15 protein-coding genes are annotated in these 14,767 nt (G+C 57.3%); 12 read left to right on the top strand and 3 right to left on the bottom strand.

Going from position 1 to position 14,767, the window contains the following annotated elements; all coding sequences use genetic code 11:
- Window positions 1-6: 6 nt before the first annotated feature.
- Genes AX755_RS17130 through AX755_RS17120 form a run of 3 tightly spaced genes read left to right on the top strand, consistent with a single transcriptional unit; the run spans window position 7 to window position 3,921 of the window.
- A complete protein-coding gene (locus tag AX755_RS17130) occupies window positions 7-1,587 on the top strand; it encodes a xanthine permease (RefSeq protein ID WP_013098405.1) in 1,581 nt (526 codons plus the stop codon).
- Window positions 1,584-2,540, top strand: a complete 957-nt coding sequence (locus AX755_RS17125) for a carbamate kinase family protein (RefSeq protein ID WP_013098404.1) — start codon at window positions 1,584-1,586, stop codon at window positions 2,538-2,540. The genes AX755_RS17130 and AX755_RS17125 overlap by 4 nt, the downstream gene beginning before the upstream one ends.
- Window position 2,541: 1 nt before the next feature.
- On the top strand, window positions 2,542-3,921 hold the full coding sequence (locus AX755_RS17120) for an amidohydrolase family protein (protein WP_062857143.1): 1,380 nt from the start codon (window positions 2,542-2,544) through the stop codon (window positions 3,919-3,921).
- 94 nt (window positions 3,922-4,015) lie between these two features.
- Here AX755_RS17120 and AX755_RS17115 read toward each other — a convergent pair whose 3' ends face one another.
- The gene (locus AX755_RS17115; protein ID WP_013098402.1) at window positions 4,016-4,936 is read right to left on the bottom strand and encodes a LysR substrate-binding domain-containing protein; all 921 of its coding nucleotides are present in this window, start codon (window positions 4,934-4,936) and stop codon (window positions 4,016-4,018) included.
- A gap of 215 nt (window positions 4,937-5,151) precedes the next feature.
- On the opposite strand from AX755_RS17115, the gene AX755_RS17110 reads away from it, so the two are divergent.
- From AX755_RS17110 to AX755_RS17090, 5 genes are all read left to right on the top strand, one after another.
- Complete coding sequence (locus tag AX755_RS17110; RefSeq protein WP_038980953.1) at window positions 5,152-6,483, top strand: MFS transporter; 1,332 nt, start codon at window positions 5,152-5,154, stop codon at window positions 6,481-6,483.
- 35 nt (window positions 6,484-6,518) lie between these two features.
- The gene (locus AX755_RS17105; RefSeq protein ID WP_023620857.1) at window positions 6,519-7,268 is read left to right on the top strand and encodes an SDR family NAD(P)-dependent oxidoreductase; all 750 of its coding nucleotides are present in this window, start codon (window positions 6,519-6,521) and stop codon (window positions 7,266-7,268) included.
- Between the two features lie 12 nt (window positions 7,269-7,280).
- The gene (locus AX755_RS17100; RefSeq protein ID WP_062857142.1) at window positions 7,281-8,126 is read left to right on the top strand and encodes a transketolase; all 846 of its coding nucleotides are present in this window, start codon (window positions 7,281-7,283) and stop codon (window positions 8,124-8,126) included.
- Complete coding sequence (locus AX755_RS17095) at window positions 8,126-9,124, top strand: transketolase family protein (RefSeq protein ID WP_072200340.1); 999 nt, start codon at window positions 8,126-8,128, stop codon at window positions 9,122-9,124. The genes AX755_RS17100 and AX755_RS17095 overlap by 1 nt, the downstream gene beginning before the upstream one ends.
- 74 nt (window positions 9,125-9,198) lie before the next feature.
- Entirely contained in the window at window positions 9,199-9,933 is a 735-nt protein-coding gene (locus tag AX755_RS17090) for a class I SAM-dependent methyltransferase (RefSeq protein WP_062857141.1), read from the top strand.
- On the opposite strand, the gene AX755_RS17085 is transcribed toward AX755_RS17090, so the two are convergent.
- Window positions 9,927-10,529, bottom strand: coding sequence for a short chain dehydrogenase (locus AX755_RS17085; protein ID WP_013098397.1), 603 nt, complete (start codon window positions 10,527-10,529; stop codon window positions 9,927-9,929). The two genes, AX755_RS17090 and AX755_RS17085, sit on opposite strands and share 7 nt — an antisense overlap.
- Window positions 10,530-10,626: 97 nt before the next feature.
- Here AX755_RS17085 and AX755_RS17080 point away from each other — a divergent pair, with 97 nt between their 5' ends.
- From AX755_RS17080 to AX755_RS17070, 3 genes are all read left to right on the top strand, one after another.
- Complete coding sequence (locus AX755_RS17080; protein WP_062857140.1) at window positions 10,627-11,514, top strand: LysR family transcriptional regulator; 888 nt, start codon at window positions 10,627-10,629, stop codon at window positions 11,512-11,514.
- Window positions 11,515-11,533: 19 nt separating this feature from the next.
- A complete protein-coding gene (locus AX755_RS17075; protein ID WP_038420464.1) occupies window positions 11,534-12,715 on the top strand; it encodes an aminotransferase-like domain-containing protein in 1,182 nt (393 codons plus the stop codon).
- A gap of 85 nt (window positions 12,716-12,800) precedes the next feature.
- On the top strand, window positions 12,801-13,319 hold the full coding sequence (locus AX755_RS17070; protein WP_029883923.1) for a DUF6622 family protein: 519 nt from the start codon (window positions 12,801-12,803) through the stop codon (window positions 13,317-13,319).
- 2 nt (window positions 13,320-13,321) lie between these two features.
- Here the strand turns inward: AX755_RS17070 and AX755_RS17065 are convergent, their stop codons facing one another.
- The gene (locus tag AX755_RS17065; RefSeq protein ID WP_020690742.1) at window positions 13,322-13,741 is read right to left on the bottom strand and encodes a nuclear transport factor 2 family protein; all 420 of its coding nucleotides are present in this window, start codon (window positions 13,739-13,741) and stop codon (window positions 13,322-13,324) included.
- 98 nt (window positions 13,742-13,839) lie between these two features.
- Between AX755_RS17065 and AX755_RS17060 the strand changes: the two genes are divergently transcribed.
- Window positions 13,840-14,571 carry a helix-turn-helix domain-containing protein gene (locus AX755_RS17060; protein WP_062857139.1) on the top strand — a complete coding sequence of 244 codons (732 nt, stop codon included), beginning with the start codon at window positions 13,840-13,842 and terminating at the stop codon, window positions 14,569-14,571.
- Window positions 14,572-14,767 lie beyond the last annotated feature (196 nt).

Raw genomic sequence — 14,767 nt, 5'->3', positions numbered from 1 at the left:
GCATCCATGAAAAACATGAAACTGGAGTGGAAAAGAGGTGACTGGGCGGCATATTTCGGGTTGATGACCAACAACCTGACCAATTTGCTGACCATGATGGGGTTGCTCATTTTTGTCGTCGGCATCCCGAAGGAGATTGTTTATGGACGCATCGCGCCGGCCTTCGGGCTGGCGGTGCTGGTGGCGAGCGTCTGCTACGCATGGTTTGGCCTGCAGATGGCGCGCGCCACCGGACGAACGGACGTCACCGCGCTGCCGTCTGGCCCGAGCGCGCCGTCGATTTTTACCGTTACTTTTCTGGTCCTGATGCCGGTCTACCAGCAAACCGGTGACGCGGATTTTGCCATTCAGATCGGTCTGGTGTGGTGCTTTGTCGAGGCGATGATTCTGGCGGGCGGCTCTTTCCTGGGGGAGACCATCCGCAAGATGATCCCGCGTACCGTGCTGCTCTCGTGTCTGTCGGGCCTGGGCCTGCTGTTGCTGGCGATGAACCCGATGCTGCAGGCGTTTGAAGCGCCCACCGTGTCGTTCATTGTGCTGCTGCTGATCTTCATTAACTGGTTCGGCAAAAAACCGATCTTCGCCAGGATCCCGACCGGTCTGCTGTTGTTGATTGCTGGCACGGTGTTAGCGTGGATCTCCGGCCTGCAAAGCCCGGAGGCAATCAAAGCCTCGATGTCCTCTTTCGGCTTTAACCCGCCCGAAGTCCATGTAGAAGGTTTCCTGCAGGGCTTGCCTCACGCGCTGCCGTACCTGGCGTCTGCCGTGCCGCTGGGGCTGGCGAACTACATCTTCGACCTGGAAAACATTGAAAGCGCCCACGCGGCGGGAGACGAGTACCCGACCCGCAAGGTAATGCTGGCGAACGGCCTGGCCTCCATGCTCGGCTGCCTGATGGGCAATCCGTTCCCGGTGACGGTCTATGTGGGTCATGCGGGCTGGAAAGCGATGGGCGCCAGCATCGGCTACACGCTGGCCTCCGGCGTGACCATGTTTATCGTGCCGCTGTTCGGGCTGGGGGCGTTTATGCTCGCCATCATTCCGATGACCGCTATCGTGCCGATCCTGGTGTTTATCGGCGTTGTCACCGCCAACCAGGTGGTGAGGGAAACGCCCAAAGTGGAGGTGCCTGTGATTTTCATCTGCCTGTTCCCGTGGATCGCCAACTGGGCGTTGACCATGATGAACAGCGTGATGGGCGCGGCGGGCACCAGCGCGGCGAAAATCGGCACCGACGTGCTGCACAGTAAAGGGATCTACTACGAGGGGCTGGTGCATCTGGGCAGCGGCGCACCGCTCGCCAGCATGCTGTGGGGCTGCATCGCCATCTTCGCCATTATCAACAAACCGCTGCGCGGCGCCGTTGCTGCCGCCGGTGGCGCACTGCTGGCGCTGTTTGGCGTGATCCACGCCCCGGTGGTGGGCTTTGCCGAAGGCAGTTCGCTGATGTTTGTGACGGCGTATCTGATGATGGGCGGCATGTTTGTGGTGAAGCATGTGCTGGATATCTCTGTTAATCCCCCTCTCCCTGTGGGAGAGGGCCGGGGTGAGGGCACCAGAACGCACCTTCTAAAGGAAACAAAATGAAAGAGCTTATGGTCGTCGCCATTGGCGGCAACAGCATTATCAAAGATAACGCCAGCCAGTCGGTTGAACATCAGGCGCAGGCGGTAAAGGCGGTGGCAGAGTCGGTGCTGGAGATGCTGGCCTCGGACTATGACATCGTGCTTACCCACGGCAACGGCCCCCAGGTGGGGCTGGATCTCCGCCGCGCTGAAATTGCCCACGAGCGGGAGGGACTGCCGCTCACGCCGCTGGCCAACTGCGTGGCGGATACGCAGGGCGGTATCGGCTACCTGATCCAGCAGGCGCTTAACAACCGCCTGTCTGCGCGCGGTGAGCAAAAAGCGGTCACCGTTGTCACTCAGGTGGAGGTGGATAAAAACGATCCGGGCTTTAGCCACCCGACCAAGCCTATCGGCGCGTTCTTCAGCGAAGCGCAGCGCGATGAACTGCAGCAGGCGCATCCGGACTGGCACTTTGTTGAGGATTCTGGCCGGGGCTATCGTCGCGTGGTGGCGTCGCCGCAGCCGTTACGCATTGTTGAAGCCGATGCCATCAAAACCCTGACGCAAAAAGGCTTTGTGGTAATTGGCGCGGGCGGCGGCGGTATTCCGGTGGTGCGCACTGAGCAGGGCGATTACCAGAGCGTTGACGCGGTAATTGATAAAGATCTCTCCACCGCGCTGCTGGCGCGCGAGATCCGCGCCGACGTACTGGTGATCACCACCGGGGTCGAAAAAGTGTGCATCCACTTTGGCAAGCCGAATCAGCAGGCGCTGGACACGGTGAGCGTGGCGCAGATGACGCGTTACAAAGACGAGGGCCATTTCCCGGCGGGCAGCATGCTGCCCAAAATCGTCGCCTCGCTGGAATTTTTACGCCATGGCGGCAAGCGCGTGATCATCACCTCGCCAGACTGCCTGCCCGCCGCGCTGCGCGGGGAAACCGGTACCCATATTGTTAATGAAGGAAGATAAGATGAGTGAAAATAAAAGCCGCCGTGAATTTATCAGCCAGAGCGGCAAAATGGTCACCGCCTGCGCGCTGTTTGGCGCGACCGGCTCCGTCGCGTATGCTGCCGATTCCGCAAAACCAACCTGCGAGACGGGTAAACCGATGAATATCACCGCTAAACACTACTGCCTGGACAACGTGCTGCTGGAGGCCGGATTTAACGTCGACGGCGGCGTGGCGACGAGCACCCGCACCGAGCTGAAAACGCTGGAGATCAAAGACGGGAAAATTGTCGCCCTGCGGGATAACAAAAGTCACGCGGACGCCACCCTGCCGCACTATGACGCGGGCGGCAAGCTGATGCTCCCGGCGATGCGCGATATGCACATTCACCTGGATAAAACCTTCTACGGCGGCCCGTGGCGTTCGCTCAACCGCCCGGCGGGTACCACCATTCAGGATATGATCCGCCTTGAGCAGAAGCTGCTCCCCGAACTCCAGCCTTATACCCAGGAGCGCGCCGAAAAGCTGATCGATCTGATCCAGTCGAAAGGCTCCACCCTCGCCCGCAGCCACTGCAATATTGAGCCAGTCTCGGGCCTGAAGAATCTCGAGAACCTGCAGGCGGTGCTGGCGCGCCGCAAGCCCGGATTTGACTGCGAGATCGTGGCGTTTCCACAGCACGGCCTGCTGCTGTCGAATTCCGAAAAGCTGATGCGCGAGGCGATGCAGGCCGGGGCGCACTACGTGGGCGGGCTGGACCCAACCAACGTTGACGGGGCGATGGAGAAATCTCTCGACACCATGTTCCAGATTGCGCTGGATTACGACAAAGGGGTGGATATTCACCTGCACGAAACCAGCCCGGCGGGCGTGGCGGCGGTGAACTACATGGTCGAAACCGTGGAGAAAACCCCGCAACTGAAGGGCAAACTGACCATCAGCCACGCCTTTGCGCTGGCCACGCTCAACGAGCAGCAGGTGGACGAGATTGCCACCCGCATGGCGGCGCAGCAGGTGACTATCGCCTCCACCGTGCCGATTGGCACCCTGCATATGCCGCTGAAGCAGCTGCGCGATAAAGGCGTGTTTGTCATGACGGGCACCGACAGCGTGATCGACCACTGGTCGCCGTACGGCCTGGGGGACATGCTGGAAAAAGCGAATCTCTACGCCCAGCTTTATATCCGCCCTAATGAGCAGACGCTGTCCCGCGCTTTAGGTATTGCGACCGGTGACGTGCTGCCGCTGAACGACAAAGGTGAACGCGTCTGGCCGAAAGCGCAGGACGACGCCAGCTTTGTGCTGGTGGACGCCTCCTGTTCCGCCGAGGCGGTGGCGCGCATATCTCCGCGCACCGCGACCTTCCATAAGGGGAACCTTGTCTGGGGCACGGTGGGTTAATGTGCTTTTTCCCTCTCCCGGTGGGAGAGGGTTGGGGTGAGGGCAACAGGCCGCAGATTTTGTAGGTCGGGTAAGGCGAAGCCGCCACCCGACGTTACAGATGATAACCCGACAGCCGCAGCTCCCGGTCAATCCACTCAACGAACTGCTGGATCTTCCACGCGCGTTCATGCATATGCGGCATTACCAGATGATGTGCGTTAATGGCGATCCCCATCTCATCCGGCAGTACCTGCACCAGTGAGCCATCTTTCAGGTGGTCTGTCGCCATCATTTTGCTCTCAAGGATAAATCCCAGCCCCATACGTGCCGCTTCAAAGCTCATATAGGAGCGGTCAAAGCTGAGGCTGAAGTTGAGCCAGGGCCTGTCGATATTGTGCCAGGCGAACCATTTTTCCCAGTTAACCAGAGTGCTGGTGGACGAGATGAGTGACTGTTGCAGCAGATCGGTGGGTGTGCTGATGGGGTGTTTTTGCGCATACTCCGGCGAGGCCAGCACCACCAGCGTGTCGTTTTTTATGGTCATCACCCGGTAAGCATCCCAGTCCGGGATACCGTGGCGGATATCAATATCAATATTATCTCTGGCGAATTGCAGATTCTCATAGGAGCAGGTGAGATTGATGGTGATATCGGGATATTCGGCGCGAAACTTACCCAGGCGGCGCAACAGCCATGACAACCCGAAGGTGGGCGAGGAGTGCACCCGAAGCACGGCGTTATCTTTCTCTTTGACGATCTGATCGGTGGCGCGTCCGATGGCGCTCATCGCCGCCGAGACCTCCCGCAGATATTTTTCTCCCGTTGGGGTGAGCTGAACCCCTTTGCCGCTGCGGATGAATAATTTCTTGCCCATCCACGACTCCAGCGACGCGATCTGATGGCTGACCGCGGAGGGGGTGACGTTGAGCTGTTCGGCCGCCTGATGGATGCTCAATGCGTTAGCGACGGCGATGAATGCCTGCAAATTTCTGAGCGAGGGCAGTGATAACGTCTGGCGATCCTGCGCGGACATAGCCTACTCCTGTCATGTTTATTGATAAAAAACATAACATTGAGACGACATGCGGGCAATTTTATCCCGAGGTTATTTTTTTGAGCTGTATCGCGAATCAAATTTATCTCAGCAATAAATGAGGTTTATTGAATGGTGTTTCATTCATGAGCCGATATATTGACCTTGAACGTAAAAATAAAACGACTCACGTTGTTCGAATAATGAGGTAAGTTATGTCTCGTATAGAACATGCTGTCCCCTACATAAACACTAAAAAAACCAATTACCGTTTCGTTGTGCTGGCATTAATTTTTATTGTGTATGCCATTAACTATGCTGACCGAACAAATATTGGTGCAGTACTGCCCTTTATCATTGATGAGTTTCATATTAATAATTTCGAAGCCGGTGCCATCGCCAGTATGTTCTTTTTGGGATACGCATTGAGCCAAATTCCAGCGGGCTTTTTTATCGCCAAAAAGGGGATTCGCGGCATGGTGGCGCTGTCGATATTCGGCTTCTCGGCATTTACCTGGCTGATGGGCACGGCAACCTCAGTTCTGGGGCTGAAGTTTATTCGTCTGGGGCTGGGGTTAACGGAGGGGCCGTGCCCTGTCGGGCTGGCCTCCACCATCAATAACTGGTTTCCACCCAGGGAGAAGGCCACCGCCACCGGCGTCTACATCGCGGCCACCATGTTCGCGCCGATCCTCGTGCCGCCGCTGGCGGTGTGGATCGCCATGACGTGGGGCTGGCGTTGGGTCTTCTTCTCCTTCGCGATCCCCGGTCTGGTCATTGCCGTTCTGTGGTATCTGCTGGTGCGCACCAGACCATCAGAGAGCGCATTCGTCTCTAAAGCCGAACTGGAGACCATTACTGTGGGTCAGGAGACGCCGGACGCCAGACGGGAAAACATCGTGATTTCACCGGGCTTTGCGCGCCTTGACCGCCTGATTCGCGTGCGGGACTTAGCCCCGGTGAGCACGGTAAAAGGCCTGTTTACCTCGAAGAATATCCTCGGCGATTGTCTGGCCTATTTCATGATGGTCAGCGTGCTGTATGGCCTGTTGACGTGGATCCCGCTCTATCTGGTGAAAGAGAAAGGCTTTACGTTTATGAGCATGGGGCTGGTCGCCAGTATGCCGTGCATCGGCGGATTTATCGGGGCGATTTTTGGCGGTTACGTATCCGACAAACTGCTCGGCCGTCGGCGTAAACCGACCATGATGTTTACCGCCATCAGCACCGTGTTAATGATGGTCATCATGCTGAATATTCCGCAAAGCACCGTTGCGGTTTGCGTGGGGCTGTTTTTTGTCGGCCTCTGTCTGAATATCGGCTGGCCTGCTTTTACGGCTTACGGTATGGCCGTTGCGGACAGTAAAACCTATCCGATAGCTGCGTCAATTATCAATAGCGGCGGAAATCTCGGCGGATTTGTTTCCCCGATGCTGGCGGGTTTTCTGCTGGATAAAACAGGAAGTTTTAACTCTGTATTTATTTATTTCGGTGTTTGTGCAGCGATTGGCCTATTTGTGATTATGTTGCTGGATGAACCGAAATAAAAAATAAATTCCTTTTACCATAGTGGAGTAAATATATGCTACTGAAAGATAAAGTCGCCGTTATTACCGGCGCGGCTTCTGTACGCGGTTTGGGTTTTGCCACGGCTAAATTATATGCCGGGCAGGGTGCGAAGGTAGTGATTATCGATTTAGATGCTGAGGCCAGTCGGGCAGCGGCGGCGAATCTGGGTGAAGAGCATCTGGGCCTTGCGGCGAACGTCAGCAATGAATTACAGGTCAACGCCGCCATTGAGCAGGTGCTGGGAAAATACGGGCGCATCGATATTCTGGTGAATAACGCCGGAATTACTCAGCCGATTAAGCTGATGGATATTAAACGCGAGAATTACGACGCGGTGCTGGACGTCAGCCTGCGCGGCACGCTGCTGATGTCTCAGGCGGTGATCCCCACCATGCGCGCACAGAAGTCGGGCAGCATTGTCTGCATTTCATCGGTATCAGCACAGCGCGGTGGCGGTATTTTTGGCGGCCCCCACTACAGCGCGGCTAAAGCAGGTGTGCTGGGCCTGGCGAAAGCGATGGCCCGCGAGCTGGGTCCGGATAACGTACGCGTAAACTGCATTACACCCGGCCTTATCCAGACGGACATCACCGCAGGCAAGCTGAGCGATGAGATGAAAACCGCCATCCTGGCGGGCATTCCGCTTAACCGCCTCGGCGACGCGCAGGATATTGCCCGCGCCGCGCTGTTCCTTGGCAGCGACCTTTCGTCTTACTCCACCGGTATCACGCTCGACGTGAACGGCGGCATGCTGATCCATTAAGGAGACTCGACGATGACGGATACCACAGTTCAACAGGTTGCCGCGGCGGCATGGCGTATTCGCCGCTATGCGCTGCGCATGGGCGAAGTGCAGGGGCAGGGCTACATCGGGCAGGCGCTGGGCTATGCCGACGTACTGGCCACCGCGTTTACCCACGGTATGAACCTCAAGCCGGACGAGCCGGAGTGGGAAGGCCGTGACCGTTTTCTGCTTTCCCACGGTCATTACGCCATTGCCTGTTATGCCGCTCTGATTGAAGCCGGGATCATTCCTGAAGAGGAGCTGGAGACCTACGGCTCGGACGACAGCCGCCTGCCAATGTCCGGTATGGCAACTTACACGCCGGGCATGGAGATCTCCGGTGGTTCGCTGGGACAGGGGTTAAGTATTGGGGTCGGCATGGCGCTGGGGCTGAAGCACAAGCAGAGCGCGGCATGGGTCGTTAACTCCATGTCGGACGGTGAGCTTGACGAAGGATCAACCTGGGAAGCGGCTATGTCTGCAGTGCACCATGGCCTGTCGAACCTGATCGTGCTGGTGGACATTAACCGCCAGCAGGCAGACGGCAATTCGCACAAGATCCTTGGCTTTGAGCCGCTGGAAGATAAATGGACCTCGTTCGGCTGGTATGTGCAGCGCGTAAATGGCAACGATGTCCCTGCGCTGGTGGCGGCGTTTGATAACGCCAGACGCTGTCCGGAAAACCAGCCACGCGTCATTTTGTGCGACACGCTGATGGGCAAAGGTGTGCCTTTCCTCGAACAACGTGACAAGAACCATTTTATTCGCGTGGATGCTGACGAGTGGCAAAAGGCACTCGCCGTGCTGGATGCCAACAAACCTGAAGGAGTGCTGTAATGAGCCAGATAACGGAGAAAAAACCGCGTTTAACCACGTCGGCCATGATTGCCTCTATTGCGGAAGACGGCCAGGAGACGCGCTCTGCACCGTTCGGCCATGCGCTGGTGAAGCTGGCGGAACAGCGCCCGGAAGTTGTCGGTATGACGGCGGATTTGTCGAAATATACCGATCTGCATATCTTTGCCCAGGCATATCCGGAACGTTTCTTCCAGATGGGGATGGCGGAGCAACTCTTGATGGGCGCGGCCGGGGGAATGGCAAAAGAGGGGTTTATTCCCTTCGCCACGACATATGCGGTCTTTGCCACCCGTCGTGCCTACGATTTTATTCATCAGGTTATCGCCGAAGAGCATCTCAACGTGAAGATATGCGCTGCACTGCCGGGGTTAACCACGGGCTACGGTCCGAGCCACCAGGCGACGGAAGATATTGCGATTATGCGCGGTATTCCGGGGATGACCATCATCGATCCCTGCGACGCGATAGACACCGAACAGGCTGTACCGGCGATCGCGGCGCACAATGGGCCGGTGTATATGCGACTGCTGCGCGGCAAGGTGCCGGTGGTGCTGGACCAGTACAATTACCAGTTTACGCTGGGCAAAGCCGCGCTGCTGGAAGAGGGGAGCGACGTTCTGATCATCGCCTCAGGGCTAATGACCATGCGCGCGCTGGAGGCAGCAAAGCAGCTGCGTAAGGATAACGTCAGCGTGGCGGTACTGCACTCGCCCACCATTAAACCGCTGGATGAGGAGACCATTCTGGCGCAGGCCGCGAAGCCGGGACGGCTGGTGGTGGTCGCCGAAAACCACAGCACTGTAGGGGGGCTTTGTGAGGCAGTGGCGTCGTTGCTGATGCGCCATCGCGTGCATGTCGACTTTGATACCGTTGCGCTACCGGATGCTTTCCTGGATGCAGGTGCGCTCCCGACGCTTCACGATCGCTACGGGATCTCAACGGCAGCCATGGTGGAGAAGATCCGGCGCAGGCTTTGATTCGCCAGACGGTTTAGTTGTCAACGGGCGAGGGGTGTTTTACCCTCGCCTTTGTTGCAATGAAGGAGTCCGTGATGGCACAAAATATCTACGACAACCCCGCCTTTTTTGAAGGTTACGCCCTGTTGCCGCGCTCGGTAGACGGCCTGAATGGCGCGCCGGAGTGGCCTGCGCTGAAAAGCATGCTGCCGGATTTACACGGCAAATCGGTTATCGATCTCGGCTGTGGCTATGGCTGGTTCTGCCGCGCGGCGCGTGAACTGGGTGCTTCTGCGGTAACCGGCGTCGATATCTCCGAAAAAATGCTCGCCCGTGCGGCAGAGCTGACCCACGATGATGGGATTGTGTATCAACGTTGCGATCTGGAATCGCTGGCGATGAAAGCGAACAGTTTCGATCTGGTCTACAGCTCGCTGGCGCTGCACTACCTGCCCGAGCTGAATACTCTGTTTGGTAACGTTCAGCGTGCGCTGAAACCCGGCGGCAGTCTGGTCTTTTCCATGGAGCACCCAATTTACACCTGCGCGACGCGTCAGGGTTGGTTGACCGATGACGCAGGCGTGCGTTTCTGGGGCGTGAACCACTATCAGGACGAAGGCCAGCGCGTCAGCAACTGGCTGGCAGACGGCGTGATCAAGTATCACCGCACACTGGGCAGCACCCTTAACGCCCTGATCAACGCCGGTTTAACGGTAAGCGAAGTGAACGAATGGGGGCCAACGCAGGCGCAGATTGACGCCTGGCCCGCGCTGGCCGAAGAGGCAGACCGCCCGATGCTGGTGCTGATTTCCGCCCGTAAGGCTCAGTAACCCACCTTATACACCCGCCCGGTCTGCACCCCTTCCACGCTGCGGCGATAGGCTTGCGCCACGGTGGCGGCCGGCACGCTTTCAAAGCCCGGGAAGAAGCCGTCGTACGTTTCGACCGATTCGGTGAGGACCGTCGGGCTTATCAGGTTGATGCGGATCCCGCGCGGCAGCTCGCAGGCGGCAGCGCGAACAAACCCTTCCAGCGCGGCATTCACCGTGGTGGCATTGACGCCCTGCGCGATGGGCTCGTGCGCCACAATCCCGCTAATCAGGGTAATGGAGCCGCCATCGTTCAGGTAGTGCTGGCCGGTCAGCGCCAGACGCACCTGTCCGAGCAGTTTATCCTGTAAGCCCTGATTGAAATCGCTGTCTTTCATGGTGGCGAGGGGGCCAAAGTACAACCCGCCGCTGGCGGAGACAATCGCATCCACACGACCGACCTTCTCAAACAGCGCCTGCACGCTCGCCTGTGACGTAATATCCACCTGCTCATCGCCCTGCGTGCGGCCCACGCGGATCACTTCGTGGCGGCGACTGAGCGCCTCCGTTACTGCGCGACCGACCGTACCGCTGGCACCAATAATGATGATTTTCATAGCCGACTCCTCATGTTGTGAGCCTTCATTCTTTAATAAATTAAAAGTCGGATAAACTGGGCTAAAGTTAGAAGATTGCTAACCAGAGGTTTGTAATATGGATAAGCTTCGCGGCATGGAAACTTTTATTGCCGTAGTGGAAAGCGGCAGTTTTACCGGGGCGGCCTCCCGTCTGGATATGTCGTCGGTGATGGTGGGGAAGTACATTGCGCTGCTGGAATCCAAGCTTGGCACCCGTCTGCTGGAGCGCAATACGCGACGTCAAAGCCTGACCGACGCCGGGCGGGTCTATTATGACGAGGCGAAGCGGGTGCTGGAGCAGGTGGCCATTGCCGAAAGCGCAGTGGAACGTCTGCGCGCCGCACCAGCGGGCACCCTGCGCGTGACGGCACCTACGTCGTTTGGCGGCTGCGTTATCGCGCCGCTGACCGCCACCTTTCTGCAGCGCTACCCGGCAGTGCGTATCGAACTGGATCTCACTAACCGGATGGTGGATCTGGTGGAAGAGGGGGTCGATCTGGCCATTCGCATTGGTGATATTCGCAATGACGATCTGGTGGCGAAATACCTGTGCCCTTACAACATGGTGATCTGCGCGTCGCCGGATTATCTGGCGCGCCACGGTACGCCGCAAACGCCTGCCGATCTGGTGGACCATCTCTGCCTTTCCCACACGGTATGGACCGCGCGCAACGAATGGCGGTTGCCGGGTGTGGAGGGCGAAGTGCGCTGGAAGCGCGATGCCATTTTACGATGCAACGACGGCTACGGCTTACGCATGGCGGCGCGCGCCGGGGCGGGGCTGCTTCTGCAGCCGGAGGTGCTGGTGGCGGAAGAGCTGGCAAGCGGCAGGCTGGTTCGGGTTCTGGAGCCGTTTACACCCGCGCCGAGGCCGGTGCATTTACTGTGGCGTCAGGATTTACGTCCCCTCCCAAAGCTAACGGAATTTATTGCTCATATTCTGCTAAGATTGGGCACAATATAAAAAAGAAGGTAATCAAAGAATGTCTGCAAACAAACTCGCCAGCAGCGCGCAGGGCCTGCAATCTTCCGCCATCCGTGAATTATTAAAACATAGCAAAATGGCAGGCGTCATTTCGCTGGGTGGGGGTATTCCTAACCCGGCTTTGTTCGATCACGAAGGCCTGAAAATCGCCGCTGATGCCGTACTGTCGCAGCATTTTGGTGAAGCCTTCCAGTATGGTCTGACCGAGGGTGTGCCGGGACTGCGGGAAGAGATTCAGCGCATCTGCGAAGGGCGCGGGATCCGCTGCAAAGCGGATGATGTGGTCGTAACCTCCGGTTCACAACAATCCCTTGACGTGCTGGCGCGCGCGTTAATTAATCCGGGCGATACCGTCGTCGTCGAACGCCCAACCTATCTTGCTGCGCTGCAGGTCTTTGGTCTGGCGCAGGCGAATTTCGAATCCGTTGGCACCGATGGCGACGGCATGAAAGTGGATGAACTCGAAGCCCTGGTGGCAAATAAACCCATCAAAGCGGTTTATATTGTGCCGACATTTGGTAACCCGGGTGGCGTTACGCTGTCTGAGGCGCGCCGTAAACAGCTGGTGGAACTCTCGAAGCGCTATGACTTTGTGATTATCGAAGACGATCCGTACAGTGAAATCAATTACACCGACGAAGTTTTCCGCCCGTTAATTGCCCATGCCAAAGATATCGGCAACGAAGAGAACGTGGTGTATACCTCAACCTTCTCTAAAATTCTCGCGCCGGGCACCCGTGTGGGCTGGGTGCTGGTGCCGGAGTGGCTGAAGCGTGCGGTGGTGAACCTGAAGCAAACCACCGATCTGCACACCAGTACGCTGTCGCAGCTGATGACTTACGAATACCTGAAAACCGGGCGTCTGGCCGGGCAGATCAAAATGATCCGCGAAGCCTATCGTCAGAAGTACCAGACGTTCGCCAACGAACTGGAAGCCGAGCTGGGCGATGTGATGTCGTTCCACAAGCCGAAGGGCGGCATGTTCCTGTGGGCGAATATGAAAAATGGTAGTAATACCACGCGCTGGCTGGAAAAGACGTTAAGTAACGGCGTAGTATTTGTCCCGGGCGAATTTTTCTACTGCAATGAGCCAGACCATTCGACGCTGCGTATGTCGTTTGTCACGCCAACGGATGAAGAGCTGAAAGAGGCGGTTCGTCGCCTGAAAAAATCGCTGTAAAAGACCTGCGCATAATGGCGTTCCTGCCGTTATGCGCAATACGCGTTCAGGGCGGCAGGAGCCGCGATCGTCCATGGTGATCTCCATGTTTGAATTTCTGCTCGGTGTCGTTACGCACACACCCGCCTGGGTGTGGGTGCTGTTTATCTTCCTTATCTCCCGCGGCATTAAAGCCCGCAAGCCCGCCACCGTGACGCTTGAGCGGCTTGCTATCATTCCGGGCATTTTTCTTATCTGGGATATTTACGATCTGGTGGTCTATCGTACGCTGACTCCTGCGACTGTTGCATTGTGGACGGCGGGGATCCTTGCCGGTGCGGCACTGGGGTACTTCCTGATTAAGCAGGCGGCTATCACCCGAGCTGAGGCACCGCGCAGCCTCCACCGTCAGGCAGACTACACCGCGCTGCCGTTTATGATGCTGGCGTTCGCGGTGAAGTATGTGCTGGGCGTGATGAGCGCCATCTCTCCCCATACAATGCAGCAACCCGCCATGAGCGCGCTGGCGATTATCTCAGGCGGGGTATTTGCGGGCGTGTTTATCGGGAAATTTGCGCGTTATGTTGAGGTATATAACCGTAGCGTACCGCGCCCGGCGGAGTGACATTACTCTGTCGCATGGGCCAGCGTGCGATCTGAAGCATCGCCGCTGAGGGCCCGCGTGACTTCATGGATCCGCCAGATTTTCCCTTCACGCAGCGCGGCAAACAGGTAAACCTCGATCTCTGCCTGACGACCGCCAGGATACGTGACCGTCACGATATGCCGGTCAGCCAGAAGTTCGTCATGACAGGCTATCTCCGCCACGGTAAAGGCGATCGTGCGAGTCTGCGAGCTGACGTGGCTCAGGTGCTGGATAAATCCCCGGTAATCAAGCGTGTGACCGTCCGTAACCTGCTGGTAATCGGGCGTAAAGACCTCTGCCGGATCGATATCGCCGTTGAATAAGCGGGTTAACAGGCACGCCATCTTTTCGCGCTGTGCGGCATTGTCGGTGTCGGCTATCAGGGATGTGATTATGCTCATTAAGGGCTCCTTATGTGGTTTAGTCGCCATTATCCTTGACAGCCGAAGACGCAGTTTCTGTAATACGCCGATGAATAACGATTTTCGGTCAAAATGATATGGTCAGTACTGAGACGCTCCTTCATCCAGGCGGGTACCGAACCCCCTGGCACAGCCATCGCGCTGGGCAGCTGTGGCGCATTGCAACGGGTCTGCTGGTGATTGAGTCGCAGCAGGGGCGCTCGGTCGTACCGGCAAAACACATCGGCTGGATCCCGCCTGGCAATCAGCACGCCGCCTTTTCTGAAAGCGCGATAGAAGGCAGCGCCATCTATCTTGACCCCGCCTGCTGCGCAAGGCTTCCCGATGTGCCCGCCCTGTTCGAACCCGACGATCTTACCCATGCACTGTTTTCCCGCTTAAGCGTTGCTGAAAGCGAGTACGATCCGCGAAAGCTGACCCTGCTGCTGGATGAGCTTGCCGTGGCACCCCAGGTGCACTTTACTCTGCCCGTGCCGACGGATCCGCGTCTGAAGGACGTGGTCAGGCATTTGCTGCAGTTTGTCGATGATAATCAGACGGTTGAGAACCATGCCCGCCAGGCGGGGATGAGCGTGCGTACGTTCAACCGTCGGTTTCGTGCCCAGACCGGAATGAACTTCGTTAACTGGCGGCAACTGGCGCGGGTAATGCAGGCAATGGAGTGGCTGGCCGCGGGGAAGCCGGTGGGATGGATTGCGCTGTCTTGCGGTTACAGCAGCGTCAGCGCATTCATTGAGGTCTTCAGCGCGTGGACCGGTGAAACGCCGGGGCAGTGGGCGCTTAAAGAAGCCCCTTTTGGGCGAAGGTAATGCGCGTGGCGTCGTTGAGATGCGTAATTTTTCTGGTTATTCATAACTAACGTCCTGTTTATAAATATAAAACAGGTGCGGTATGATGCCCTCACCCCGGCCCTCTCCCACAGGGCTGAGGGATCCCCAGTAATATGGTCATGCCACCATGACCATATTACTGTACTCTTTTCCCAGCTTTTTCATCTCGTTAACT

Source organism: Enterobacter sp. SENG-6 (assembly GCF_001605945.1).
Classification (GTDB): domain Bacteria; phylum Pseudomonadota; class Gammaproteobacteria; order Enterobacterales; family Enterobacteriaceae; genus Enterobacter; species Enterobacter cloacae.
The sequence above is the reverse complement of the archived record's forward strand: the minus strand, read 5'-3'. Positions and strand labels throughout refer to the sequence as shown.

Coding starts and splice junctions, on each gene's coding strand:
- AX755_RS17100 (WP_062857142.1), top strand. CDS start 7,281: ATGACGGATACCACAGTTCAACAGGTTGCCGCGGCGGCATGGCGTATT.
- AX755_RS17070 (WP_029883923.1), top strand. CDS start 12,801: ATGTTTGAATTTCTGCTCGGTGTCGTTACGCACACACCCGCCTGGGTG.
- AX755_RS17105 (WP_023620857.1), top strand. CDS start 6,519: ATGCTACTGAAAGATAAAGTCGCCGTTATTACCGGCGCGGCTTCTGTA.
- AX755_RS17095 (WP_072200340.1), top strand. CDS start 8,126: ATGAGCCAGATAACGGAGAAAAAACCGCGTTTAACCACGTCGGCCATG.
- AX755_RS17115 (WP_013098402.1), bottom strand. CDS start 4,936: ATGTCCGCGCAGGATCGCCAGACGTTATCACTGCCCTCGCTCAGAAAT.
- AX755_RS17090 (WP_062857141.1), top strand. CDS start 9,199: ATGGCACAAAATATCTACGACAACCCCGCCTTTTTTGAAGGTTACGCC.
- AX755_RS17085 (WP_013098397.1), bottom strand. CDS start 10,529: ATGAAAATCATCATTATTGGTGCCAGCGGTACGGTCGGTCGCGCAGTA.
- AX755_RS17080 (WP_062857140.1), top strand. CDS start 10,627: ATGGATAAGCTTCGCGGCATGGAAACTTTTATTGCCGTAGTGGAAAGC.
- AX755_RS17130 (WP_013098405.1), top strand. CDS start 7: ATGAAAAACATGAAACTGGAGTGGAAAAGAGGTGACTGGGCGGCATAT.
- AX755_RS17075 (WP_038420464.1), top strand. CDS start 11,534: ATGTCTGCAAACAAACTCGCCAGCAGCGCGCAGGGCCTGCAATCTTCC.
- AX755_RS17060 (WP_062857139.1), top strand. CDS start 13,840: ATGGTCAGTACTGAGACGCTCCTTCATCCAGGCGGGTACCGAACCCCC.
- AX755_RS17120 (WP_062857143.1), top strand. CDS start 2,542: ATGAGTGAAAATAAAAGCCGCCGTGAATTTATCAGCCAGAGCGGCAAA.
- AX755_RS17125 (WP_013098404.1), top strand. CDS start 1,584: ATGAAAGAGCTTATGGTCGTCGCCATTGGCGGCAACAGCATTATCAAA.
- AX755_RS17110 (WP_038980953.1), top strand. CDS start 5,152: ATGTCTCGTATAGAACATGCTGTCCCCTACATAAACACTAAAAAAACC.
- AX755_RS17065 (WP_020690742.1), bottom strand. CDS start 13,741: ATGAGCATAATCACATCCCTGATAGCCGACACCGACAATGCCGCACAG.